Source organism: Butyrivibrio sp. MC2021, from assembly GCF_000621605.1.
Lineage (GTDB): Bacteria > Bacillota > Clostridia > Lachnospirales > Lachnospiraceae > Butyrivibrio.
In genome coordinates this window covers 749,806-772,470 of the sequence record NZ_JHXX01000001.1, presented here as the reverse complement: position 1 = coordinate 772,470, position 22,665 = coordinate 749,806, and the positions used below count along the sequence as shown (strand labels likewise).

General features: G+C 41.2%; 24 protein-coding genes and 1 pseudogene. 23 read left to right on the top strand and 2 right to left on the bottom strand.

Annotated elements, in window-relative coordinates:
* The first annotated feature begins 35 nt into the window (after positions 1–35).
* The 21 genes and pseudogenes from T359_RS0103135 to T359_RS23330 form a co-directional block, all read left to right on the top strand.
* Entirely contained in the window at positions 36–785 is a 750-nt protein-coding gene (locus T359_RS0103135; RefSeq protein ID WP_026516213.1) for an AAC(3) family N-acetyltransferase, read from the top strand.
* Positions 782–1,621 (top strand): damage-control phosphatase ARMT1 family protein, encoded by an 840-nt coding sequence (locus T359_RS0103130; RefSeq protein ID WP_026516212.1) that lies wholly within the window; start codon positions 782–784, stop codon positions 1,619–1,621. Before T359_RS0103135 ends, T359_RS0103130 begins: the two co-directional genes overlap by 4 nt.
* Positions 1,622–1,710: 89 nt before the next feature.
* On the top strand, positions 1,711–2,415 hold the full coding sequence (locus T359_RS0103125) for a response regulator transcription factor (RefSeq protein WP_026516211.1): 705 nt from the start codon (positions 1,711–1,713) through the stop codon (positions 2,413–2,415).
* A gap of 84 nt (positions 2,416–2,499) precedes the next feature.
* Positions 2,500–3,495 (top strand): sensor histidine kinase, encoded by a 996-nt coding sequence (locus tag T359_RS0103120; RefSeq protein ID WP_035783496.1) that lies wholly within the window; start codon positions 2,500–2,502, stop codon positions 3,493–3,495.
* 172 nt (positions 3,496–3,667) lie between these two features.
* Complete coding sequence (locus T359_RS0103115; protein WP_026516209.1) at positions 3,668–4,360, top strand: ABC transporter ATP-binding protein; 693 nt, start codon at positions 3,668–3,670, stop codon at positions 4,358–4,360.
* Positions 4,360–6,963 carry an ABC transporter permease gene (locus T359_RS0103110; RefSeq protein WP_026516208.1) on the top strand — a complete coding sequence of 868 codons (2,604 nt, stop codon included), beginning with the start codon at positions 4,360–4,362 and terminating at the stop codon, positions 6,961–6,963. The genes T359_RS0103115 and T359_RS0103110 overlap by 1 nt, the downstream gene beginning before the upstream one ends.
* 260 nt (positions 6,964–7,223) lie before the next feature.
* Positions 7,224–7,973, top strand: a complete 750-nt coding sequence (locus tag T359_RS0103100; protein WP_026516206.1) for an EFR1 family ferrodoxin — start codon at positions 7,224–7,226, stop codon at positions 7,971–7,973.
* 35 nt (positions 7,974–8,008) lie between these two features.
* Complete coding sequence (locus T359_RS19140) at positions 8,009–8,731, top strand: ATP-binding cassette domain-containing protein (RefSeq protein ID WP_051544881.1); 723 nt, start codon at positions 8,009–8,011, stop codon at positions 8,729–8,731.
* Positions 8,725–9,480, top strand: a complete 756-nt coding sequence (locus T359_RS22060) for an ABC transporter permease (RefSeq protein WP_081795335.1) — start codon at positions 8,725–8,727, stop codon at positions 9,478–9,480. Before T359_RS19140 ends, T359_RS22060 begins: the two co-directional genes overlap by 7 nt.
* Before the next feature lie 15 nt (positions 9,481–9,495).
* Entirely contained in the window at positions 9,496–10,785 is a 1,290-nt protein-coding gene (locus tag T359_RS19135; RefSeq protein ID WP_081795333.1) for an erythromycin esterase family protein, read from the top strand.
* 74 nt (positions 10,786–10,859) lie between these two features.
* A complete protein-coding gene (locus tag T359_RS0103085; protein ID WP_026516205.1) occupies positions 10,860–11,582 on the top strand; it encodes a LytR/AlgR family response regulator transcription factor in 723 nt (240 codons plus the stop codon).
* A 6-nt stretch (positions 11,583–11,588) separates the two neighbouring features.
* Positions 11,589–13,205 carry a histidine kinase N-terminal 7TM domain-containing protein gene (locus tag T359_RS0103080; RefSeq protein WP_026516204.1) on the top strand — a complete coding sequence of 539 codons (1,617 nt, stop codon included), beginning with the start codon at positions 11,589–11,591 and terminating at the stop codon, positions 13,203–13,205.
* A complete protein-coding gene (locus tag T359_RS0103075; protein WP_026516203.1) occupies positions 13,202–14,512 on the top strand; it encodes an ABC transporter substrate-binding protein in 1,311 nt (436 codons plus the stop codon). The genes T359_RS0103080 and T359_RS0103075 overlap by 4 nt, the downstream gene beginning before the upstream one ends.
* 161 nt (positions 14,513–14,673) lie before the next feature.
* On the top strand, positions 14,674–14,880 hold the full coding sequence (locus tag T359_RS0103070) for a hypothetical protein (RefSeq protein WP_044913968.1): 207 nt from the start codon (positions 14,674–14,676) through the stop codon (positions 14,878–14,880).
* A 53-nt stretch (positions 14,881–14,933) separates the two neighbouring features.
* On the top strand, positions 14,934–15,905 hold the full coding sequence (locus T359_RS0103065; RefSeq protein ID WP_026516202.1) for a type II CAAX endopeptidase family protein: 972 nt from the start codon (positions 14,934–14,936) through the stop codon (positions 15,903–15,905).
* 75 nt (positions 15,906–15,980) lie between these two features.
* A complete protein-coding gene (locus tag T359_RS19130) occupies positions 15,981–16,493 on the top strand; it encodes a GNAT family N-acetyltransferase (RefSeq protein ID WP_035783494.1) in 513 nt (170 codons plus the stop codon).
* A gap of 44 nt (positions 16,494–16,537) precedes the next feature.
* Entirely contained in the window at positions 16,538–16,819 is a 282-nt protein-coding gene (locus T359_RS19125; RefSeq protein ID WP_242839029.1) for an isochorismatase family protein, read from the top strand.
* Between the two features lie 150 nt (positions 16,820–16,969).
* Positions 16,970–17,593, top strand: a complete 624-nt coding sequence (locus T359_RS0103050; protein WP_026516201.1) for a GNAT family N-acetyltransferase — start codon at positions 16,970–16,972, stop codon at positions 17,591–17,593.
* A 21-nt stretch (positions 17,594–17,614) separates the two neighbouring features.
* Positions 17,615–18,556, top strand: coding sequence for a GNAT family N-acetyltransferase (locus T359_RS0103045; RefSeq protein ID WP_051544878.1), 942 nt, complete (start codon positions 17,615–17,617; stop codon positions 18,554–18,556).
* Positions 18,546–19,208 carry a CatA-like O-acetyltransferase, family 3 gene (locus tag T359_RS0103040; protein ID WP_026516199.1) on the top strand — a complete coding sequence of 221 codons (663 nt, stop codon included), beginning with the start codon at positions 18,546–18,548 and terminating at the stop codon, positions 19,206–19,208. The genes T359_RS0103045 and T359_RS0103040 overlap by 11 nt, the downstream gene beginning before the upstream one ends.
* A 14-nt stretch (positions 19,209–19,222) precedes the next feature.
* Positions 19,223–19,312, top strand: a pseudogene (locus tag T359_RS23330) (DNA-binding response regulator); the annotation flags it as partial.
* 176 nt (positions 19,313–19,488) lie between these two features.
* Here the strand turns inward: T359_RS23330 and T359_RS0103030 are convergent.
* Both T359_RS0103030 and T359_RS0103025 read right to left on the bottom strand, forming a co-directional pair.
* A complete protein-coding gene (locus T359_RS0103030) occupies positions 19,489–19,674 on the bottom strand; it encodes a hypothetical protein (protein ID WP_026516198.1) in 186 nt (61 codons plus the stop codon).
* Between the two features lie 162 nt (positions 19,675–19,836).
* Positions 19,837–20,577, bottom strand: coding sequence for a LytR/AlgR family response regulator transcription factor (locus T359_RS0103025; RefSeq protein WP_026516197.1), 741 nt, complete (start codon positions 20,575–20,577; stop codon positions 19,837–19,839).
* 77 nt (positions 20,578–20,654) lie between these two features.
* On the opposite strand from T359_RS0103025, the gene T359_RS0103020 reads away from it, so the two are divergent.
* Positions 20,655–21,953 carry a sensor histidine kinase gene (locus tag T359_RS0103020; RefSeq protein ID WP_026516196.1) on the top strand — a complete coding sequence of 433 codons (1,299 nt, stop codon included), beginning with the start codon at positions 20,655–20,657 and terminating at the stop codon, positions 21,951–21,953.
* Positions 21,954–21,971: 18 nt separating this feature from the next.
* Entirely contained in the window at positions 21,972–22,571 is a 600-nt protein-coding gene (locus tag T359_RS22975) for a hypothetical protein (protein WP_242839028.1), read from the top strand.
* Positions 22,572–22,665: the final 94 nt, after the last annotated feature.

The following is a 22,665-nucleotide window of genomic DNA, read 5'->3' as shown; positions in this document are numbered from 1 at the left end:
TGTTTTTCTTTGACACATGGAAGTAGGAGGTCACTTTGAGCAAGCGAACTATAACTAAAGAGGAACTAAAGTCGGCATTGCAAAAGCTTGGAATTGAAAAAGGAATGACTTTGGAAGTGCATTCTTCACTTAGCAGTTTTGGAGAACTTGAAGGTGGTGCAGAGACAGTCATAGATACATTAAAAGAACTGGTTACTGAAGAGGGCAGTATCTTTATGCCTGCACTCAGGCTGAGTAAAGAGTTGGATCTCTCAGAGGAAGATAAGAAGCTGGGGATTACTGTTAAGATAAAGATATTGGAGGCTGATGCTGAAAAAACAGCGATGGGTATTTTGGCTGATACTTTTAGAAAGCTTCCTGACACTTATACCGGAGCAGACACTATAAGTACGTCCGGATGGGGTAAACATGGCGGGGAAGCACTAAGTGGCGGGTTGGATTATCCGATTCATAATGGTGGGAAAGCACTTTTACTTGGAGTTGATATTTACAAGCTTACGGCAATGCACTACGTGGAAGGAATAACCCCGGATGATATAAATGAAATCTATGCTCCGTCAGAAGAAATTTGTAAAATCTATCCGCCAGATAAGTGGATGATAGAAGCCGGGCATCCGCCGGTGAAGGCATGGTACAAGATACAGGATATGGCATATAATAAGAATCTGATAAAAGAAGCTTATATAGGGGATTGTAAGGTGATGTTCTTTGACATATTGTCAGTAGTTTCTTTATACGAAGAAGAACTTAAGCGTGATCCTTACGGTCTGTGGGGACTAAAATGAGATTTAGTGACAGCTGTGCAAAATGCATGTACGACAGACAATTAAAGAAAACAGATAATGAGGACTATCTGTCAGAGATAAAGGCGGTATTGGATAACAGGCCTGAGGATATTACAAGTCCTGAACTTGTTATTCAGATCAACAAAATACATGAAAAGTATTTTGGACCATTGCCGGATTTTAAAGGCGTAAAGAAGGAATACAACGATCTGGTTCTTTCCATGGAAGATGATTTGCGAAAGGAAATCGAAAGCAGCGAAGATCCACTGGCTACAAGCATAGTAATGGGCAGGATAGGAAACTATATAGATTTTGCAGCACTACATCAGGTTGACAAGGAGACGTTTTTGAAGCTTTTTGATGATACCAAAATGCGTGATGATGAGCAGCAGGTTTATAAGTCATTTTGCGATAAATGCTCTAAATCGAAAGACTTTCTTCTTTTGACGGATAACTGCGGTGAGATCGTTCTGGATAAGCTAATGCTTGAGCAGCTAAAAAAGAAGTATCCGCAGCTTGACCTTATGATTATGGTCCGTGGCGGAGATGTATCTAACGATGCAACTATGGAAGATGCGCTGTACGTGGGTCTTGATAAGGTAGGGAAAGTTATTACCAATGGCACACCGATAGCCGGCACAGTATATCCAAGGCTTTCAGAGGAAGCAAAAGCGGCCGTGGATAATGCAGATATTATCTTTTCCAAAGGCCAGGCAAATTATGAATCCTTCGCCTGTGAAGGGCTTCATGCCTTTTATACATTTCTGTGTAAATGCGATTTATTCATTAACAGGTTCAAAGTTCCGAAGCTTACGGGGATGTTTGTTGAGGAGTAATGTAAAAATCATACCTTTGGATAATTAGTAACAAAACTATTATGGAGCAAAATGAAAACCGGGCAGAAAGGGGCATGAGGAGAGCAACGATGAAAGTTTTTTTGCTGGAAGATGACAATGCCATAAGTATGGGACTTAAGTATTCTCTTGAAAAAGAAGGGTATGAAGTCACTCTTACGGAAAACGTCCAGGATGCCAGAATTGCCTGGGAAAACGGCATCTATGACATCTGCATTCTGGACATCAACCTCCCTGATGGCAATGGTTATGACGTATGTAAGTTCATTAAGGAAAAAGAGGATGTACCTGTGATTTTCCTTACCGCCAGTGATGCGGAAGTTAATGTGGTCATGGGACTTGAGATGGGAGCAGACGATTACATCTGTAAGCCCTTCAGAATCAATGAGCTTATGGCCAGAATTAAGACAGTGCTCAGACGCTCCGGTAAAAGAACAGGCAGCGCAGGCATGGTAGATGCATCTGTAGAAAAACTTGGTAATATCACTATTTACACAGGCGAAGCCAGGGTTACAAAGAAAGAGGAAGACACCGGAGAGGAAACAACTGTTGAACTCACTGCTCTTGAATACAGGCTTCTTCTTACATTTTGCAACAACAAAGGCGTGGTACTTTCAAGAAATCAGCTGCTCCAGGATTTGTGGGACGTGGCCGGGGACTTTGTAAATGACAATACGCTTACGGTTTATATAAAAAGACTTCGCGATAAGATCGAAAAGGACCCGGCAGATCCGCAGATTATCAGGACTGTCAGAGGAATGGGGTATATTAGCTGAGATAATTTAGTGAGGTTCTATCGAGCTTAGTTCTAATGTTTACGGCGAGCTAAGCCTTAGCAAAACTTTTTTTTGAGGAATTGTATGAGAAACCAGGACTTTAGAAGGATTATGTTTATTGGATCCACTGTAACCATTTTTATGGCTTTTGGCGGATTCATTTTTGCAGAAATAACAGCAGGGATATTGCCCCTTATTACCGGGGGAGTGCTCCTTGCTGTCTTTTATTTTTACACGAAACAAAGGTATAGCAGGATTGAAGAGCTAAACGACTATCTTGTAAAGGTTTTGTCAGGCAGTGATACGCCTGACATCCTAAATCAGGAGGAGGGCGAGCTTTCCATCCTTGTAAATAATATATATAAAGCCTCATCCACCCTTAAGGCTCAAAATGAGATACTTAGTGACGACAAAAAGCAGCTTGCGTCCGCAATAGCGGATATAAGCCATCAGCTGAAGACTCCGCTTACGTCAATGATGGTTATGAATGACCTTCTGGCTGTGGAAGACAATCCGGAAAAGCGCAGGGAATTTCTGCAAACCCAGTCTGCTCAGCTTTCAAGAATGAACTGGCTTATACAGACTCTTTTGAAGCTGTCAAAGCTTGATGCAGGTACCATAGAGCTTAAGCGGGACCAGCTTTTGGCAGAGGCATTGCTGGCAGAAGTCATAAAGCCTTTCGAAATTCAATTCGAGCTTCGCGGAATCTCATATAAACAGGCTGTAACCGATATGTCTTTTATCTGCGATAAAAACTGGACGGTGGAAGCGCTGCAGAATATCATCAAAAACTGCATTGAGCACATGGACGACGGAGGAGAGCTTGAAATTACTACCCTTGATACAACTCTTTTTGGCCAGATAACCATAAAGGATACCGGATGCGGAATTGCCGGTGAGGATATCCCTCATATATTTGAACGTTTTTATAAAGGCAAAAATGCAGGAAAAGACAGTGTTGGAATCGGCCTGGCACTGACTAAGGCTATCATAGAAGATCAGCACGGCGAGATTTCAGTAACCAGCAAAGAAGGCGTGGGATCTACTTTTGTGATTAAGCTGTACAAGACCATTGTGTAAGCGACAAGACTCGGAAATGTAAACATTTCCTCGTTTGACGATACTCGTCAAATGAATATAACAATATGACAAAACTGTAATAAAACAGTCACTTGATTGTAATCTCAATATAATAACCTTTCATCAGAAACAATTAAACGCACAATGTAAATGATGAGAAGGGAGAATACGTATGAAGATTTTGGAAATAAAAAACCTGTGTAAGGTCTACGGAAGCGGGGAGACAAAAGTAGATGCTCTTAAGAACGTTTCCTTTGATATAGAACAGGGAGAATTTGTTGCTATAGTCGGACCATCCGGTTCGGGAAAATCTACTCTGATGCACATTCTGGGCGGTGTTGATACACCTACTTCTGGAGAAGTGAATATCTCAGGTACCGATATCAGTAAGCTGAATGAAACAAAGCTTGCTATTTTCAGAAGAAGACAGATCGGACTTATATATCAGTTTTACAACCTGATTCCGATCCTCAATGTGGAAGAAAACATGACTCTTCCGATTCTTTTGGATGGAAAGAAGCCGGATAAGAAGCTGTTAAACGATCTCGTTCAAAAGCTTGGATTATCAGAGAGAGTTGGACATCTCCCCAATCAGTTGTCCGGTGGACAGCAGCAGAGAGTTTCAATCGGAAGAGCGCTTATGAATCATCCGGCAATTCTTTTAGCGGATGAGCCCACAGGTAACCTGGATTCAGAGAACAGCAGAGAAATCATAGCGCTCCTTAGGAAATTCAATAAGGAGAACAGGCAGACAGTAATCATCATAACCCATGATGAGAGGATAGCTCTTTCAGCAGACAGAGTAATAACAATTGAAGATGGTCAGATAACCCATGACTCTAAGAGGGAGGAGGTGAGTGCGTAATGAATATCATATCAAAACTCACCATAAGGCACCTTTTGGAAAATAAGAAGAGAACTGTTGTTACGATCCTTGGAATTGTTGCATCTACAGCACTTATCACAGCAATATTGGTTGGTGTTTTTTCATTCTTCAGTTTTTTTGGAACCATCAACAGACTTACGGATGGTGATGTTCACGCTGTTTACGACAAGCTGACATGGGAAGATGTTCAGGCTATTAAAGATGATGCCAGAATAAAATATGCAGGAACTGTCTGCACGGATCCAACCATCACAGGCGTAAGGATGCCTACAGACAAAGAAATGCGTTTCAGGGTTGGCAATATTTATAATGGCGGCGGGGATATATATAGGCAGCTCGTGGTTTCTGAGTACGAGGGCAAGCTCCCCGAAACATCTGATGAAGTTGCAGTTGAAGAGGCATTTCTAAAGGATAATGACCTTGATCTTCATGTTGGAGATACCATTACTTTTGAGCTGGGAAACAGATACGAAATAGAACCGGATGGAACAAAGGTTTATTATGGCGGATCATACAGATCTGAAGAACAGTTCGAAGTTCTTACTGCAGAGAGCGCTACTATTACGGCAATCCTTCATGGCAACAGACCCACAAAGGATTTTGATATCCTCAGGGGTATGGATTTTGGTACGAACGTAGGGCTTGATGATAATGGTGATTCATACCTTGACTGTCGCATAGCTTTAAAAAAGGCTGACAGTACTTCGGCAGTTCAGATACAGCAGATTGCGGAGGATTACGATCTTCATATCGGGGATATGAACACTGAATTTTTAATAAGTGTTTTTGCTACCAAGGGAATGGGCGGTACCTACATTCAGTTTTTTACATTGATGGGAATTGCTCTTTTGATAGTGATCGCTACTTCGGTGGTCCTGATCTACAACGCTTTTGGAATGTCACTTACTGAAAAAGTGAGATATCTTGGCATGCTGGCCAGCGTTGGTGCTACAAGGGCACAAAAAAGATCATCCATATATTTTGAAGGATTGGTGCTTGGACTTATCGGAATCCTTCTGGGTATTCTGGCAGGATGTGCAGGTGCTGCAGTAACCCTGGATTTCCTTGGAAGGAAAATTCTGGAGTCTGATATGATTGCTGGAGCTGAGGGCATGCGAGGTGCTATTCCGATCATAGTTAACCCTTATGTTATTCTGGCAATCATGATTGTTTCAGCTGTGACAGTATTTATATCCGCTCATGTTCCGGCGATCAAAGCATCTAAGATAATGCCTCTCGATGCGCTTCGCCAGACAAATGTAATTAAAGTGAAAGCAAGAAAGCTTAGAGTTAATCCTCTTATTAGGAAGATTTTCGGTTATGAAGGTGAACTTGCTTACAAAAATATAAAGAGAAACGGATTTAAGGGAACAGTAATTGTCTTTTCCATGGCGATATCGATCATAATGTTCCTGACTATAGACTTTTTTAATAATACATTTATAAAGCTGAATCAGTATGAGATTGATCTTCCGTTCAACATATATGTTTCTTGCGGGCTGGATGAAAAAGACAGGTTAAAAGAGGAACTGGAGGCTCTTCCGGAGGTTGAAAGAGTTGTATCCGCAGACTATGTCACCTATCTTTTTAAGGATCATGACAATAAATCTGATTTTGTTCCGGCAAACAATAGCTTTTTAAATAAGGATTATCTCACAAACGATTATAAGGCACTGTTTGACAGCCTTGACGGTGTTATGTTGATCCTTGTGGATGATGGAGATTTTGATAAGCTCCTTAACGAAAACGGGATAAATCCTACTGATTATCATGGAAAAGGGCTTAAGGGAGTAATTCTGGACAGCTACCTTCATACAGAGAATGGTAAGCCTGTATTTAATGAAAGTATAATTGGTCAAAAGATTTTTTATGATGATCCCACGAATAATCCTCCGGTTGTAGAAGTGAGCGGAATCGTTAAGTACAAAGAGGATAGCTACGTTTGTAATCTGGCGCCCAAGAACACAGTGGATGTTTACGTTCCCGTATCTATGTATTATGAAATAGCGCAGGAGCACTTAGACAAAACAGCTCTTAGCTATACATACGGTGTGTTCCCCACAGGTAGTGAAGAGGGACTTGTATCAAAGATCAGTGACATCACAACTTATGGCGGCTACAGCAACTGTGTGGTTCAGGATCTGTCACAGGCAATAAATGCCATGGATACAGTATCTCTTATGCTTAACACAGCAATGTATGGATTCACTATTCTTTTGACACTTATCGCAATCGCAAATATTGTGAACACCATATCTACAGCGGTACATATGAGAAGGCAGGAATTTGCCATGTTCAGATCAGTGGGAATGGAAGAAAAGGGCATAAAGAAGATGCTTATTCTTGAGACTATTCTCTATGGACTAAGAGCTTTGGTTATTGGAATACCGGTATCAATCCTTCTTAGCTTATTGATGTTTAACACAATTGAAAGCAAGGTATTTGCCTTTGAGCTGAATTATCCTATGTATCTGATGATGGTTGTTGCAGTATTTATTATCATTGGATTCAGCATGTTACTTAGTGCATCAAGGATCAAGAATGACAGTATTATTGAGGCGCTTAAGTGCGATACCATGTAATGGACCATAAGGACGGGGTTGGTGGTCCAAAATGGAAAAATGGACCACTAACCCCGTCCCCTGGGACCATCATCTTGGAGTGACCGATAAAACAGTCAGTAAATGGGAAAACGGAAAAGACAGCGGATATGCTATTCTCGCGGAATTAGTGAATGCAGTGCAAAACAGGCCTAATGCGGTGTATACCGGGGCCTGTTTTTTCTTTGCGTGTTAGAGTAAACATATCAAGAAATGCTTTAAATACCAGGAGGTTAGAATTCATGACAGTATTGTACTTTAGTTCTACAGGCAACAGCCTGTATATAGCAAAACGTATCGGAGGAAAGCTCTTATCAATACCAGAATGTATACATAAAGAAGTATTTGATATAGAAGACTCAGAAGTAGGAATAATTTTCCCGGTTTATGGGCTATGTGTACCGCCATTTATTATGGATTTCATAAAGAATGCTTCTATCAGGACGTCTTACCTGTTTGCGTTGGCGACCTACGGCTTTTTTCCGGGAGCAGTTTGCGGTCAGCTTTCCGGAATAAGGACAAAGAACGGAAGAAGTTTTGATTACATAAATCGTCTGAAGATGGCGGAAAACTGCGTGACTTTTTCTGATATGGCAAAGTCGGAGGGCGACAGCAAAAAGCAGCAGGCGCAGATAGATGAGCTTTTGGCGGATCTGACTGATCATCGAAGATTTATCAGGGGTGACTCGCCATTTAAGAAGCTAATGACAAAGAACCACCTTAAGAATTATGAGTTTGAAACCGGCGTGGGTATAGCTGATATGCTCACAGTTTCAGATGATTGCAGGGGTTGTGGCACTTGTGTTTCTCTGTGCCCAATGAAGAATATAAGCATTAGTGACAGAGCTCCTGTCTTTGGCAGTAACTGCATAAGCTGCGGTGCATGTCTGCAAAACTGTCCTCAAAATGCAATTAATCATAAGAAGGAAAAAAGTGTAGCAAGATACAGAAATCCACATATAAGTCTTGAAGAATTAAAGATTTCTTCATGAAAATGACTGTTTTTACTAAGAAAGGAAGGAACAAAATGAGAAGTTATCTGGAAACAAAAAATCTGACTAAACAATACGGTTCCTTTGAGGCTGTTAAGGATATGAATATTCACATTGACAGAGGTGAGATTTACGGTCTCATTGGTCCCAACGGAGCAGGAAAAACAACACTTATGAAGATGCTGGTCGGATTCGCAACTCCGACCAGTGGAGAGATTGAAGTTGCTGCAGGCGATAATTACCTTACAAAGGTCGGATGTCTTATTGAGAGTCCGGGAATATACGGGTATCTCAATGCTTTTGACAACATGAAACTTAGAGCAATTTCAATGGGATTACATGACCAGAAAGAGATACTGGACATTCTTGATTTTGTAGGATTGTCAAGAGAACCCAAAAAGAAGGCAGGAAAGTTTTCCCTGGGCATGAAGCAGAGGCTTGGAATTGGCATGGCTCTACTGGGAAGCCCTGAGTTTCTCATACTGGATGAACCCATTAATGGACTTGACCCCCAGGGAATAATCGAGATGAGAGAGCTTATAAAGAGGCTTAATGAAGAAAAGAACATGACGATTATGATATCAAGCCATATACTTGGAGAACTTCAGAAGGTTGCGACGGTATTTGGCATCATTTCAGAAGGAAAGCTTGTAACAGAGGTAACTGCTGAGGAGTTAAAGAACAGCTATATTGGCGAGGCTGATTCTCTCGAAGAATTCTATTTGGATATTATCAGGAAAGGACAGAAGGCATGCTAAATCTTATAAAAATGAACCTATACAGATTATTTAAAACAAGAGTTTTTTATGTGATGCTTTTAACCACTGTAATTTTGACCGGACTTCTGGCAGGAATGGAAACCGAGTCTGCTTCAACCTTCGGAGAGTTCTATGCAAGCTTTGCATCTTCCGGATACGTTCTGATCATGGTAGGTGTATTCGCAATTGTTTTTTCAGAAGAAGAGAGAAAGAGCGGATTTTTGAAAAACCTTCTGACGACCCGCAGCGGGAAGAAGAACATTTTTTTTGCTAAGATCCCGGTGGTGTTTCTGTACTCCCTTTTTATGTTTCTGGGGGAACTAGTTGCATCATGGTTTGGAAGTCTTTTCTGGGCACCGGGTATTTACTTTGGCCGTATTGGCTCACTTATAAGCTTCATAACATTCGAAGTGATGCTTCATACAGTATTTGGCATCGCTATGATGGCTCTTTATGAAATTACCAGAAATACCATCATACCAACCATTATTACTATCTTTGGTTCAGCAAATCTTCACGGAATGCTTATTAGTTTTCTTGAAACAAAGCTCGTGTCCAGGATCCCGGCCCTTGCGGGCTTTATGGATAAATATGGTCTTTCAAGGAACTTGATTGTGACTAAGACTGAAGACCTTGGAATTAGCGGAGTATCTGTTTCCTATGTGAATATAATCGTGGTTATTGTGATAGGGCTGATATTATACTCTGCCATGGGAACGTTCATATTCACAAAGAGAGATACGATATAAGGGGGAAAAATTGAGATGAAAACAAAGACTAAAAAGAATAAATTGCCAATTATCATAATTACAGCCTTTATAGTGACTGTAACTGTTGTTGGAGCTGTATTTTCACATTTTGGAGGCTTTGGGACAGGTGAAACCGCAGATATAAAAGAGTATGAAAAGTATGCCGTATCTGTTGCGGATATCACAATTCCTGAGGATACAAGGATTGTAGCCCTTGGTGAAGCAACTCACGGTAATGCGGAATTCCAGGAGCTTAAGCTTGACGTGTTTAAGGTGTTGGTTGAGAACTACGGATTCCGGGCTTTTTCCCTGGAGGGGGATTTGGGCGGCTGTGAGGCAGTCAACAGATATATAAACGGCGGAGACGGAACCGCGAAAGATGCAGCTTGGGCCATCGGATTTGCTATCTACAGAACAGAGCAGATGGAAGCGCTCATTGCCTGGATGCGTGAGTACAACGATTCTGCTCCGGAGAGCGATAAGCTTAGATTCTATGGCTTTGACATGCAAAGAGTTGAGTATAATCACAAGTATCTTTTGGAAGGTGCAAAAGCGCTTGGAGTTGATGTGACCGAACTTGAGAAAAGCTGGGACTATGAGACAGATGACTTTAGTGCTGAGTATGATCCTGAAAGAAGAGCTGCGATTTATGAGGGGTTAAAGAAGGAGCTTGCCGGAGTTAATTCCTCAAAGGTACAGTATGCCTCGCATTTTGCGGATATACTGCTTCAGAATATAGAGCTGGGGAAAGCTTATAGTAGTGGGGATTCAGGAGGAGCTGCAATCAGGGATGGATATATGGCCGAGAACATCAATTGGATCCTTGAGCAGGAAGAAAGACTTGGAAACAACAGGATTTTCGTGTCTGCTCACAATGGCCATGTGGAACGCTTTGGAACCTACGGAGATACAGGCAAGGTGACCGGAAATATTCTGGCTGACGCCTGGGGAGATCAGTACTTTGTAATTGGCACTGACTTCTACGAAACAAAATGCAATCTTCGCAAAGGAGATAATCCAAAGAGAATCACTAAGACGTTCTTTTCCCATGACCCGCTGGCGAAAGCTTCATGGAAATGCGGCTTTGAAGAGAGTTTTCTGGATTTCTCCAGGATACCTGAAGACTCACCCCTTAAGGACAGTATCAGTGAATATACATGGCTGGGGTCACTGGGAGAAGCATATTCCCCGGTTATGGCGATTCTTCCCATGGCATACAGGATTTGGCGATCGCCTGAGACTCTTTATGATGGTATGATATATATATCAAAGGCCCATCCCACAAAGATCATGCCTGAACAATGATTGGGATAAAATGCTAGTGGCTATGGTGAAATAATTACAAATGATGGAATGGAAATACAGGGGGAAAATTCACAATGCTTCGTATAGCAATATGTGATGATGACAGATCCGACAGAGAGCGAATTCATGGCTATTTATCTGAATATCTTGAGGGAAAAGAAATCCATGCGGAAGTCAGGGTATTCGACCATCCGGATAAACTGATCCAGGAATGCGAGAGTTTCAGACCGCAGGTGTATCTGCTAGACATAGTAATGCCTATGTTGACAGGAATCCAGGCGGCGAGAGAACTGCGATGGAATCAGCCGGATGCACAGATAATATTCGCCACATCTGAGAGTTCATACGCTCTGGAATCTTTTGATGTAAATCCCATAAATTATATAGTAAAGCCCGTGGCTAAGGACAAGCTTTTTTCAACCCTTGACCTTGCTTTGTCCCGGGTTCAGGCAGATGATAAAAGATCTGTAACGGTGAAAATAAAGGGCGGTCTGTGCTCCTTAAGGCTTGATGACATGATGTATATCGATTACCGCAACCATGTGGTCAGCTATCATATGGCAGACGGTGAGGTGGTTTCGACTCCAACCCTCAGAATCGGTTTTTCTGAATATATGGACGAGACCCATTCCGGTCAGGATTTTATCAGATGTCATGAGTCCATCAGTGTGAATCTTGCTGCCATTGATAAGCTTACAAAGACAGATATAACTCTCAGAAATAAGGAAGTAGTGCCGGTATCCAAGAGCAGATATGCTGAGGTGGCTGACAGGTATATGGATTACAGATTGGAGTAAAGATAAATGCATGATATTCTTTTGACATCAATCATTATCAGTATATTTGCCATGCTCCTTGAAGGTTTCATCGTTTTTAAGAATCTTAAGAACAAGCTCCATGCTTATCTTTTTTTTAACTGTATGGTGATGCTGGTAAACAATACAGGTTATCTTTTAGAGCTGTTATCGAAAACAGAGGACGAATATGTTGCTGCCCTGAAATTTTCCTATGCCGGCAGGGTGTGGATCATTTTCTCATTTTTTATGTTTACGGTAGAGTTTTGTCATATAAAAGTTCCCAAGCTTTTTGTAAGAGCATTTGTGCTTTTTGACGTGCTCGTTTATACTGCTGTGTTTACCCTGGAAAATCACAGCCTGTATTATTCAATGGTCTGGTTCGATAAGGACGGACTTTTCCCGGTTCTTTTGCATAGAAGCGGCATTGTGCATCAAGTATTTATGCAGTCTCAGGCCATTGTAATTATAGTCGCTATCTACTGGCTTTTTAGGAGCCTCAAGAGCTATAAGGGCAAAATTGCAAAAAGACGCGCAATGATAATTATTTCCGGCTTCCTCATAGAGGCTGTGCTTTTTATCTGTCAGGTTTCGCATATGTTCTTTGTCACATACTTTTTCGACATATCTGTATTTGGACATGTGGCGGTTACGATTTCTATGTTCATTGCAATATTCAGATACAACCTTCTGGGAATCATCGACATGGCCAGAGAGTATATTGTAGACAGGCTGTCTGAAGGTGTTATCGCAGTGGATCCGGATGGAAGGCTTCAGTATTACAATGAGCATGTAAAAGAGCTATTTCCGGAGATAACCGGGGATGCGGAAAGTGTAGTTGATCAGTTAAAAAAAGCCATCATAAAAGGCGACACGCTGGCAATAGGTGATAGATTTTTTTCTCCGGAAGAAAAAGAACTTTATACGGATGGCGAGCTCATTGGAAAGCTGTATGCTCTGGTAGACACAACAGATCTTAAGCAAAGGGAATATAAATTAAAAGCTGATGCGGCCATGCTGGAAATGGCGGCAGACAGCATGAAAGAACGCCTTGGAGCAACAGAGGAAATGCTTAGTCAGGACAGGGCAATGCGACATGACAGAAGACATTTTGAGGCTCTTATTTTATCACTGATCCAGGATGATAAAGTAGATGAGGCAAGGAAATGCCTTGAGGAAAGGCTGTCTCAGGAGCCAAGCACAGGACAGCGCTATTGCGAGAATCCAACGGTCAATGCAGCTATCATGCATTATGTGGCAGTTGCAGAGAAAAAAAGCATCAAGGTAAAGGTATCAGCGAACATACCTTATAAGCCGGGCGTAGATGAGATGCAGCTTGCTATTGCTATTAGTAACCTCTTTGAGAATGCAATCCATGCCTGCGAAAAGGTTCCGGAAAATGACCGTTTCATCGAGATCACAGCCAAGTTTAAGCAGCAGATATTGTTTGAAATCGTCAATTCCTGTGATGGAAAGACAGTACTAAGCGAGGAGGGTTACCCTGTCACAACCGAGGTTGGGCATGGCATCGGAACTCGCAGTGTTTTGGATTTTGTACAGAAGACAAACAGTGAAATAAGATATATTGCTGAGGACAATAAGTTTAAGGTGAGAATGATCATATGAAACGAGCAGCATTGTTTTTATTATCTATAGTTATATGCGCAGCTTTTATCGCCGGGTGCAGTGCAGACACCGGTAGAGGAGTAACTACGGTAACCTTCATGACCTGGAACCCTGCTGATGTCGGCCCTAACAGTCCTATCTTCAAAATTATAGAATCATTTGAAAAAGAAAACCCTGATATAAAGATCAAATATGTTTTTGAGGGTGCCGGGGATTACCAGAATCACCTCAGGGTAAAACTGATGGGAAACAGAGGCCCTGATGTGTTCGGCATCCCTACAGGTACAGATTTTGATACGACCAGAGCATTTGAGGAAGAACTTACATCGTATTGTGTTAAGGCCTGGGGGCAGGACTGGCAGACTAAGTTCTTTAGTTCATGCATAGAAGATGTAAGTGATGAAAATGGTTGTATCTACGGACTGCCATTGGGACAGACCTATGCTGGGTATATGTGGGCGGACATAAATATGCTTAAGGAATACGGCTGCGAAGTACCGACAAGTTATGAAGAAATGTTAGGAACTTGCAATAAACTTCGCGAAAACGGAAGTTATCCGCTGGCAATCGGAGCTAAGGACGCATGGCTTAATCAGGACATGTGGATGTCTATAGCAGCTGACTGCGGCAGGAATGCACTATATGATGCCATAGAGGGCAAGGCATCCTTTGAAACAGAGCCTATTATAGAATCCTTCAGAATATGGCAGGAGAGCTTCAGTAACGGTGTGTTTCAGGACAAAGCCATAAAAATGACGCTGTATGACGACGTTAATGATATGTTTCAGCTCAAGGGAAGTATTCCAATGTTTGCAAATGGTTCCTGGGCTATGAACATGTATACGCGAACCGATGAGATGACCTACGCCAATTTTAATGGCGAAGGTGCGGATCATGAAGTTTTCCTTATAGATTGGAATAGTGATGGCGCAGTAGCACCGGTAACAGCTGCTACAGATGTGATTCTTTGTATGAATCCAGAGTCAAAGGATAAGGAAGCAGCATTTCGCTGGATGAATTATCTTGTTAATGAAGGGCAGGAGATTCTTGTAAACCAGTATCTTGAGTACATGCCCTCCAGAACTGACATGGAACTGAATGTACAGGGGATTAATGAGGATGGGCAAAAGAACCTTGAGTATATCGTTGAAAACGGTAAAACAAATGTTGCGGGATCAAGGATAATACCTTATGAAGATCTTTATATAGCCGTTCGTGATGCCCTTGAAGATCTGGCAAAAGGCGACATCTCTCCGGAAGCAGCTGCAGCCAGAGTTCAGAGAGTCTCGAGAAAAACATTACGGTAGGAATGACAGTATCATTGAGGCACTTAAATGTGACGCTATGTAAAACAATACAGTGTAAAACAGACCTTTATCCGTGTTCGGAAGGGTCTGTTTTTTTATGCGTGTTAGATTGTATATGAGCAAAGAAGTAAGTGCCATTTATGAGGAGGAAAGAGCGGTAAATGGAAATAAATTCAAATAGATATGAAGTACCCAAAAGAGATGGAAGCGTCTGGCCGGAGGATATCTGTCCTGCATATACACCAAGAGAGGATGCCATACCCTCAATACAAGGCTGTTGGTACTGCAAATATGCAGATTTTCACCTTAAAGAAGAACGTGCTCTTGAGGTTGGGATATGTAAATGGCCTGAGAAAATTATTGAGTAGCTATAAGAATATGCATATTAAATAAAAGAGATACGATATAGGAGGAAACTGAGATGGAGAAGCAACATGAAATAAATTCAATGGGTGTGGTATATGTTATTTTGTTATTGGGAAATATAGTAATATATACACTGAGTCTGATTCTCCCAAATATGGGAATCCGGCTGCCATCTACAATGTGTACTGTTTTATGCGAGATTGCAATACTTTTGCCAACTATCATTTATATAAAGTCCAAGGGTGATAATATCTCTAAGAGACTTGGCTTTCATAAAATTAAAATTAGTACGGTTTTGCTTACAGTTCTTCTGACACTGGCAACTACACCAATATATATTTTTACAAACCTGTTTTCTCAGCTATTTGTTAAAAATACTGTTGTCCAGAATTCCAGTGAAATGTTAGGTGGGTCAGCCATATTGACACTTATAGTTGTCTCAGTTATGGCACCGATTTGTGAAGAGATTGCCTTCAGAGGCTTTTTGTTTGACGGATTAAAAGGTATTTTCCCGATTATAAAGGCTGCTGTTGTATCCGCACTATTGTTTGGAATCATGCACTTAAACTTTAATCAGTTTTGCTATGCTTTTGTGCTTGGGGTGATTTTTGCCCTTGCCAATCATGCCAGTGGCAGCACCTGGACTTCTGTTATAATGCATTCCCTTTTCAATTTTGTAAATGTATCGATCTTTTTAGCTATGCAGTTTAGCCTGGAGGCACAGAATATAGATATTGTCCAGGAACAGGAGGCCGTAAGAAGCCAGACAGGTGCCATGCTATATGCAGTGATATTTTGGGGATTAATTTCAGTAATATGCGTATTTCTGGTTTGGCTACTCCTTAAGGCAATTGCCAAAAATCAGGGAAACCTTGAGGCTTTCAAGAGCTCTTTTGCCAGAAAGGACCAGTTAGATGCGTCAACTGATACAGGCGTAAGAGTACACAGCCTTTTGAATGTTCCTATGGTGTTTAGTGTACTTATTGGAATAGCTGCGATGATAATATATCAAGTAACTGTTTTATGAGGGGAATCTACAGGAGTGGCATGAATAGAAAGAAAGAGATATTTTGATTTTCATGACAATGAAAGGAATAATACTTTGGAAATAAAGCTTATTGACAGTAATAACTTCACCCGGGATTCGCTGAAAGACTTTCGGCGGTATCAGGAAGTGAAAAATGTGTACCGCCTGCAGAACGGGAATTTGACGTTGATTTACCATCCTTTCACTGAGGATTGGGATGCTGCGCGTCGTATCGAAAAAGCCGAAGATATTCTCAGCTGGCAGTACGTGACATATTGCGCTTTTGATGGAAATCGAGTGGTTGGTGAAATAATGCTGATTCCTAAACTTAACAAAGGTCGACTCATTATTGACAGTTTCCATGTTTCCGAGGATTATCGCCGCCGTGGAATTGGTAGAGCCTTGTTTGAAACAGCCAGACAGGAAGCCCTGAAGATGGGAGCACATGCTTTGTATGCATCCTGTTGCTCTTCTGAGGAAACAATAAACTTCTACTCCGCTATGGGGTTCCGCCTAAGTTCTGACCCTATTCCTTCTTATGCGGAGTCAGAGCCTTGTGATCTGCAGATGGAATGTATGACTTCTTAGATGAAATTACAGAAATCCGCACTAGCTGCGGATTTCGTGAGAACATGATACGAGAGGCAAATGCGCTTACGAGTGGGGAATTTACAGAGTTCATTGAAAAGAATGGAATTAATGAGTTCTTTGTTGCCGGTGCGGATGCCACAGGCTGCGTAAAGTCCACATGCTTCAATATGACAAAGGCAGGATATAGCGTTCACGTGATATCCGATTGTGTTACAAGCTATGATCTGAAAAAGATGGATGAAATGTACGCATACTATGCGAAAAATGGCTGTGAGGTCAAAGAACTTAAGGATTATAGTGATATTTGGATATCTGCTGTTTGAAATGATACCGATAAATCACACTTTATTGGGCTGTGTTTATTTTGCTGGTGATCATCGGAGCGGTGAAGATTCTTTTGACCGTAATGTTTCTGATGATTGTGGCAAAGGGAATATTGATCTACAAAATGAGATAAATGAAGGAGAAAAACAATGAGTAATTATATAATTCGTTTAGAAGAAAAGAAAGATCATAGAGAAGTTGAAAATCTTGTAAGAGAGTCATTTTGGAACGTGTATCGTCCCGGGTGCAGTGAGCACTATGTAATTCATGTGCTGAGGGACGACCCGGCATTTATTCCGGAGCTTGATTTTGTCATGGAGCAGGACGGAAGGCTTATCGGGCAGAACATGTTCATGAAAACCGTTATTGAAGCTGATGATGGCAGGGAGATCCCAGTACTTACCATGGGACCAATAGGAATCACACCGGAGCTTAAGCGCAAGGGCTATGGAAAAGAACTGCTTGATTACTGTCTGGAGAAGGCAACAGAAATGGGATTTGGTGCAGTTCTTTTTGAAGGAAATATCGGATTCTACAGCCATTGCGGATTTGATTACGCAAGCAGGTTTGGTATACGTTATCATGACCTGCCAGAAGATGCGGATTCATCATTTTTCCTGTGCAGAGAGCTTACCCCGGGATATCTTGATGACGTAACCGGAGTATATCAGACCCCTCAGGGTTATTATGTTAAAGATGAGGATGTAGAGGAATTTGACAAGCAGTTCCCACCCAAGGAAAAGCAAAAGCTCCCGGGGCAGCTGTTTGACTGATTCCAGAAGAAAGAGGTTGTTATGTTTGAAACAGATAGAATAAAGATATATCCTGCCAGTAAAGAGCAGATGGAAAGAGAGAGGATAATGCATTTCAAGAAATATACAGATAATGATTATGAGGCAGTATGTGATTTCCTAATAGAACTAAATGCTCGGGATACGAGCCATATTAATTGGAACTGGGCGAGATTTGAGTGGATGTATGAGCATCCTGAATTTAATAAGGATTTAATAGAGTCCATTGGACTTTGGCTGGATGACGGTAAAGTGGTTGGTGCAGATGATATGTATTTCGGTGAAGGCTTTTGCGGAGTCTTACCGGAGTATAAGAAGCTGTATCCGGAAATATTGGATTATGCCTGCACTGATCTTAAGGATGATTCGGGATTTTCCCTTGCTGTCTGCGATGACAACACAGATGAAATAGACATGGTCCTAAATAAGGGATTTACCAGGATTGATCAGACAGAAAATATCATGGAACTTGACCTGGAAAGGGAATTTGGAGCTACTTTGCCGGAGGGATTTAGGTTTGTGAATCCTGATCCTATTAAGGATATTTATGAGCTTTCGTGGCTCTTCTGGCAAGGGTTTGATCACGGCGAAGATAAACAAAAGTTTGAAAAAGAAGGCATCGGTACCCCAAGGGCGCGTAAGCACTTTAACAGGGATCTCTGTGTGGCTGCATGCAATGATGAGGGCGAACTGGTTTCAATCTGTGGGCTATGGTATAACCCTGAGACAGATTATGTGTATGTAGAGCCTGTTTGCACAATTCCAAGCTGTAGAGGAAAGGGAGTAGCTAAGGCTGTTATTCATGAGGCACTTAACAGAGGAAAGAAGTTAGGTGCTAAAAGAGCTTTTGTAATATCAGACATGGATTTCTATACTGGGCTTGGCTTCAGAAACAAATATCACTATACGATATGGCAGAAAGAGGTGAAAAAAGATGAACTATAAAGTGATCGACAAAGAGAAATATTATAGAAAAGGTGTATTCCGTCATTTTTCTGAGGATTGCAAATGCTCAACTTCCATGACGGCAAGGATAGATGTTACAGACCTTGTACACTATTCCAAGGAAAAGGGGACTAAATTCTATCTAAATTTCCTTTACATTCTTTCAAAGGTCCTCAATTCCCGGGAGGATTACAGGATGGGATATCTTTGGGAGACAGATGAACTTATTTGTTATGATGTGATCAATCCTACACAGTATATTTTTCATGAAGACACAGAAACCTGCACCCTGGCTTATACAGAATACCATGAGGATTATGAAAAGTTCTATTCCGGTGCATCCCGTGACGTGGAGGAGGCCAAAAAGACCAGGGAATATGGATTGGATATGAAAAATCATCCCAACTGGTTTGATGCATCCTATATTTCATGGTTATCCTACGATTCTCTCAATATTGAGCTTCCGGATGGACATTTGTTTTTTGCGCCCATCGTCAATTGGGGAAAATACCGGGAAGAAAACGGAAGATATGTAATGCCCGTGAGCGTACGCCTAAACCATGCAATCGCTGATGGTTATCTGCTGGCGAAGGTCTATCGTTTATTGGAAGAAGAAATAAAATCATTTACCGGGGGAAAGCATACGAGATAGATTATGTGGTGCGAATCGCATATCTAAAAGATATGGAATTATCACTTACGCCGATGGAATATCGGCTGTTATGCCTTTTGGCAAAAAATGTCGGCAAGGTTTTGTTTGGAGTAAATGTTTCTCCATCATACTTGCTTTGCTTGTGATCCATGGCTCGTTAATCTTTAGTTCCATACCATCACCTCCTTGGTATAAATTCACGGGAGCTTAGGTTATTAAATATGTGAGAAAGGGCCTGACGAATAGATAATGTTTGTCAGACCCTTAAGGTTTTCGGGAATTATGCTTTTTTATCTTCCGGATTTCCGGATACTTTCTCATATATCGCCATAGCGATTATCGGTGTGATAACTCCTGTGTAAAGTGAGTTGAGTTCATGCCCTGTGCTGTTGCATATTATATTGACAACAATAAGTGCAACAAGGATTCCTAATGTTATCACAGCTCCCTTAATTACATTTTTCATACAGCGTTTTTCCTCTCTTCCCATAAAGTTTTTACTAACATGATTATAAGGAAAAACATGGAGAATTCGCGTTTCTGCAGTAAAATGCTGATTCCCGGTCTTTTTCGTAATGAAAGCTGCAAGCTTTATACGTTTATGATTCCGAAACGTAAGATTTGGGTGTTATCTGAGCTTCAGCTTTTCCTTTAGTCCTCGAATCTGCCTGAAGGATAGAAGACATTCATCTCCGTTTACCATACGTATAACGCTGTTTGAGGTTTCCACCTCTTCAATATTTTCAGTATTTACCAAAAAAGATCTGTGACACCGATAGAATCTGTTATCCAGTTCCCGCTCGATCTCTTTTATTTTCCCGGGGAATTCCAGCTGTCTTGTTTTGCAGTGCAGAATTACCTTATGGGCATTGGCTGAGGTTTCAAAGAACAGTATCTCATCATAATCTATGGTGTAGATCTTATCTGCAACTGTAATGGAATAGCCTTCTTTGGTCTTATTATTGGCTAAGGAAAATCTTTCATTGGCTTTCAGAATACATTCATGCACGCGCCTTGACATTTCCTCCCGGTCATCCTTCAGAATAAAGTCCAGTGCCTCCAGCTTGTACATAAATGTCATGTAGCTCATTTCCGAGTGGGTAGTGACAAAAACAATGAACCCACGGGGGTCGTATTTTCTGATCTCCTTGGCCAGGGTAAGGCCTGTCATATCAGTTTTTAGATCTATATCCAGAAAATAGAGTCCGACGTTATCCTCTGAAGCTGCCTTATCAAGCAGGGCGTAGGGATCGTCGGTAACACAGGCAAATTCCATGTCCAGGTTTTCTATAAGAACTGCATTTTCTATTACTTTTTTAAGATGATTTCTTTGCTGGACATCATCTTCACATAGATAAAGCTTGATCATTTGAGCATTTCTCCTGCCAAAAAGAAATAATATAGTCTATAATAGTCTGTAAATACCCGATTTTACAAGGAGTATCTATGCTGGAACATGCTTTATCCAATGCTTTGAGCAATGCAATTCTTTTCACTGTGGGACTAAGGGCGGTTTATTCTCAGGCTTTGAAGGTCAGGGACTATTGTTTATTCTGCGGGCTGTTTTTTGCTGTGCTTTTCACTATTGTTTTTTCCGATTTCAGGCCGTTGATGATCACATACTATATTATCCCAGCCCTGGCTATAAGCTGGCTTACGGGCAGGAAGCGGTCTATGATCGTGTATTATATTCTTTATATTATTATCGGACTGACGGTATTGCCGGTTAGTTCGCTCATTAACGTTATTGCGGGACATCAGATGTCCTATACGGATCAAAATCCCATGGAAATGGCGATAACCGTATTTTTTTCAGCAGTCATTTATTTTCCTGTTATTTGTGTCCTAAAGAAATTGTATCTGAAATATCTGGCCAAAATAGTTGACAGGCTGGACGGAAAGCTCTTTTTATATATAACCGTTTTAATGGGATTCAACGCTTTCTTTATTTATGGAATAATGACCATATCCGCAGGTCTTCCCAATGAGGAGTACTATCTGTTGATCGGACTGGTGGCTCTTTATATATTCCTGAACTGCGCTTCAATTATAGTAATTCTTATTACAACCAGGAAAAATTACGAGCAGCAGCAAAGAATCAGGGATCTCAATACTCTCAGGGAATACACGGATAATCTGGAGGCAACCTACAACAACCTCAGGTCCTTCAAGCACGATTACGTCAACATTCTTTCTACGTTGTCTATTTATATTGATGAAAAAAAGTATGATGAACTTGATGTATTTTTTCATGAAAACATTATGCCTCTGACAAAGGAGCTGACGCAGAAGAATGCTTCCTTAGCCAATCTGTCCCGGATAAAAAATCTGGAGATAAAGGGCATTTTATATTCCAAGCTCTTGTCTGCGATCAATAAAAATATCGAGGTAACTGTTGATATTCCGGATGAGATCAATAAACCCGGCATCGATTCAATAGATTTGACACGAGTACTGGGAATTTACCTGGATAACGCCATTGAGGCAGCACTGGAAACCGACAATCCTGTGCTTACTGTTCATTCCGGCACATCGGATAAGGAAACAGTCTTTATAATCTCCAACTCCTATGTTGATCATGGCCTTTCTGTTTCTCAGATGTACAAAAAGGGCGTGTCCACCAAGGGTGAGGATCATGGCCTTGGCCTGTATAACGTATCTGAGATCCTCAGTAAATATGCTAACGTCTTTACCGAGACATCCATGGAAGACGGACTGTTTGTACAGAAACTTCAGATAATATAAAACTGCGAGGAGAAATGTATGAAAAAAGAAAAGAAAAAGCGGGAGATTTCCCGGGGGAGAGCCATAAAGAACAATCTTTATGCAGTTAAGCTGCTGATAAAGCTTTGTCCTTCAATGGTTACGCACGGAGCCATAAGCAGATTCCTGGGCTATTTCGAGTGGCTGTTTTACAGTGCGTTCTTTATGCGATTCGTTATAAATTCCCTTCAGTCAGGAGAGAGCTTTGGAAGAATAATGATATTCGTTGCCATTGTAACCGTTGTTTCCTGTGCTATGAGTTTTTACGATAAGTATCTTGTTGGATACCGTTTCCCTGTTAATAACGTTATCGTCAATAAAGAGCTTTATAAGCTTCTGTTTAAAAAATCAAGAAACGTAGAGCTTGAGTGTTTCGAAAACAGTGAGTTCTACGATAAATACACTCTTGCTATGGAGAAAGCTGACACCCGTCTTGTTGAGACGGTGCATGCCGTGTTCAGGACCATTTTTGGAGCCATAGCGGGCGTTTGTGCTTTTATCTTTATGTTCCAGGTGGACAAGATCTCTGTCTTGTTCCTTATTTTTCCCTGCCATCGGAAATTTTATATTCAACAGGATGATCAGTCATATCGACTATGACAGAAACAAAGATATGAACCCCCATAACCGTAGGATAGCTTATATAAACCGAGTTATGTATCTTCCTGAATATGCTAAAGAGATGAGGCTTACG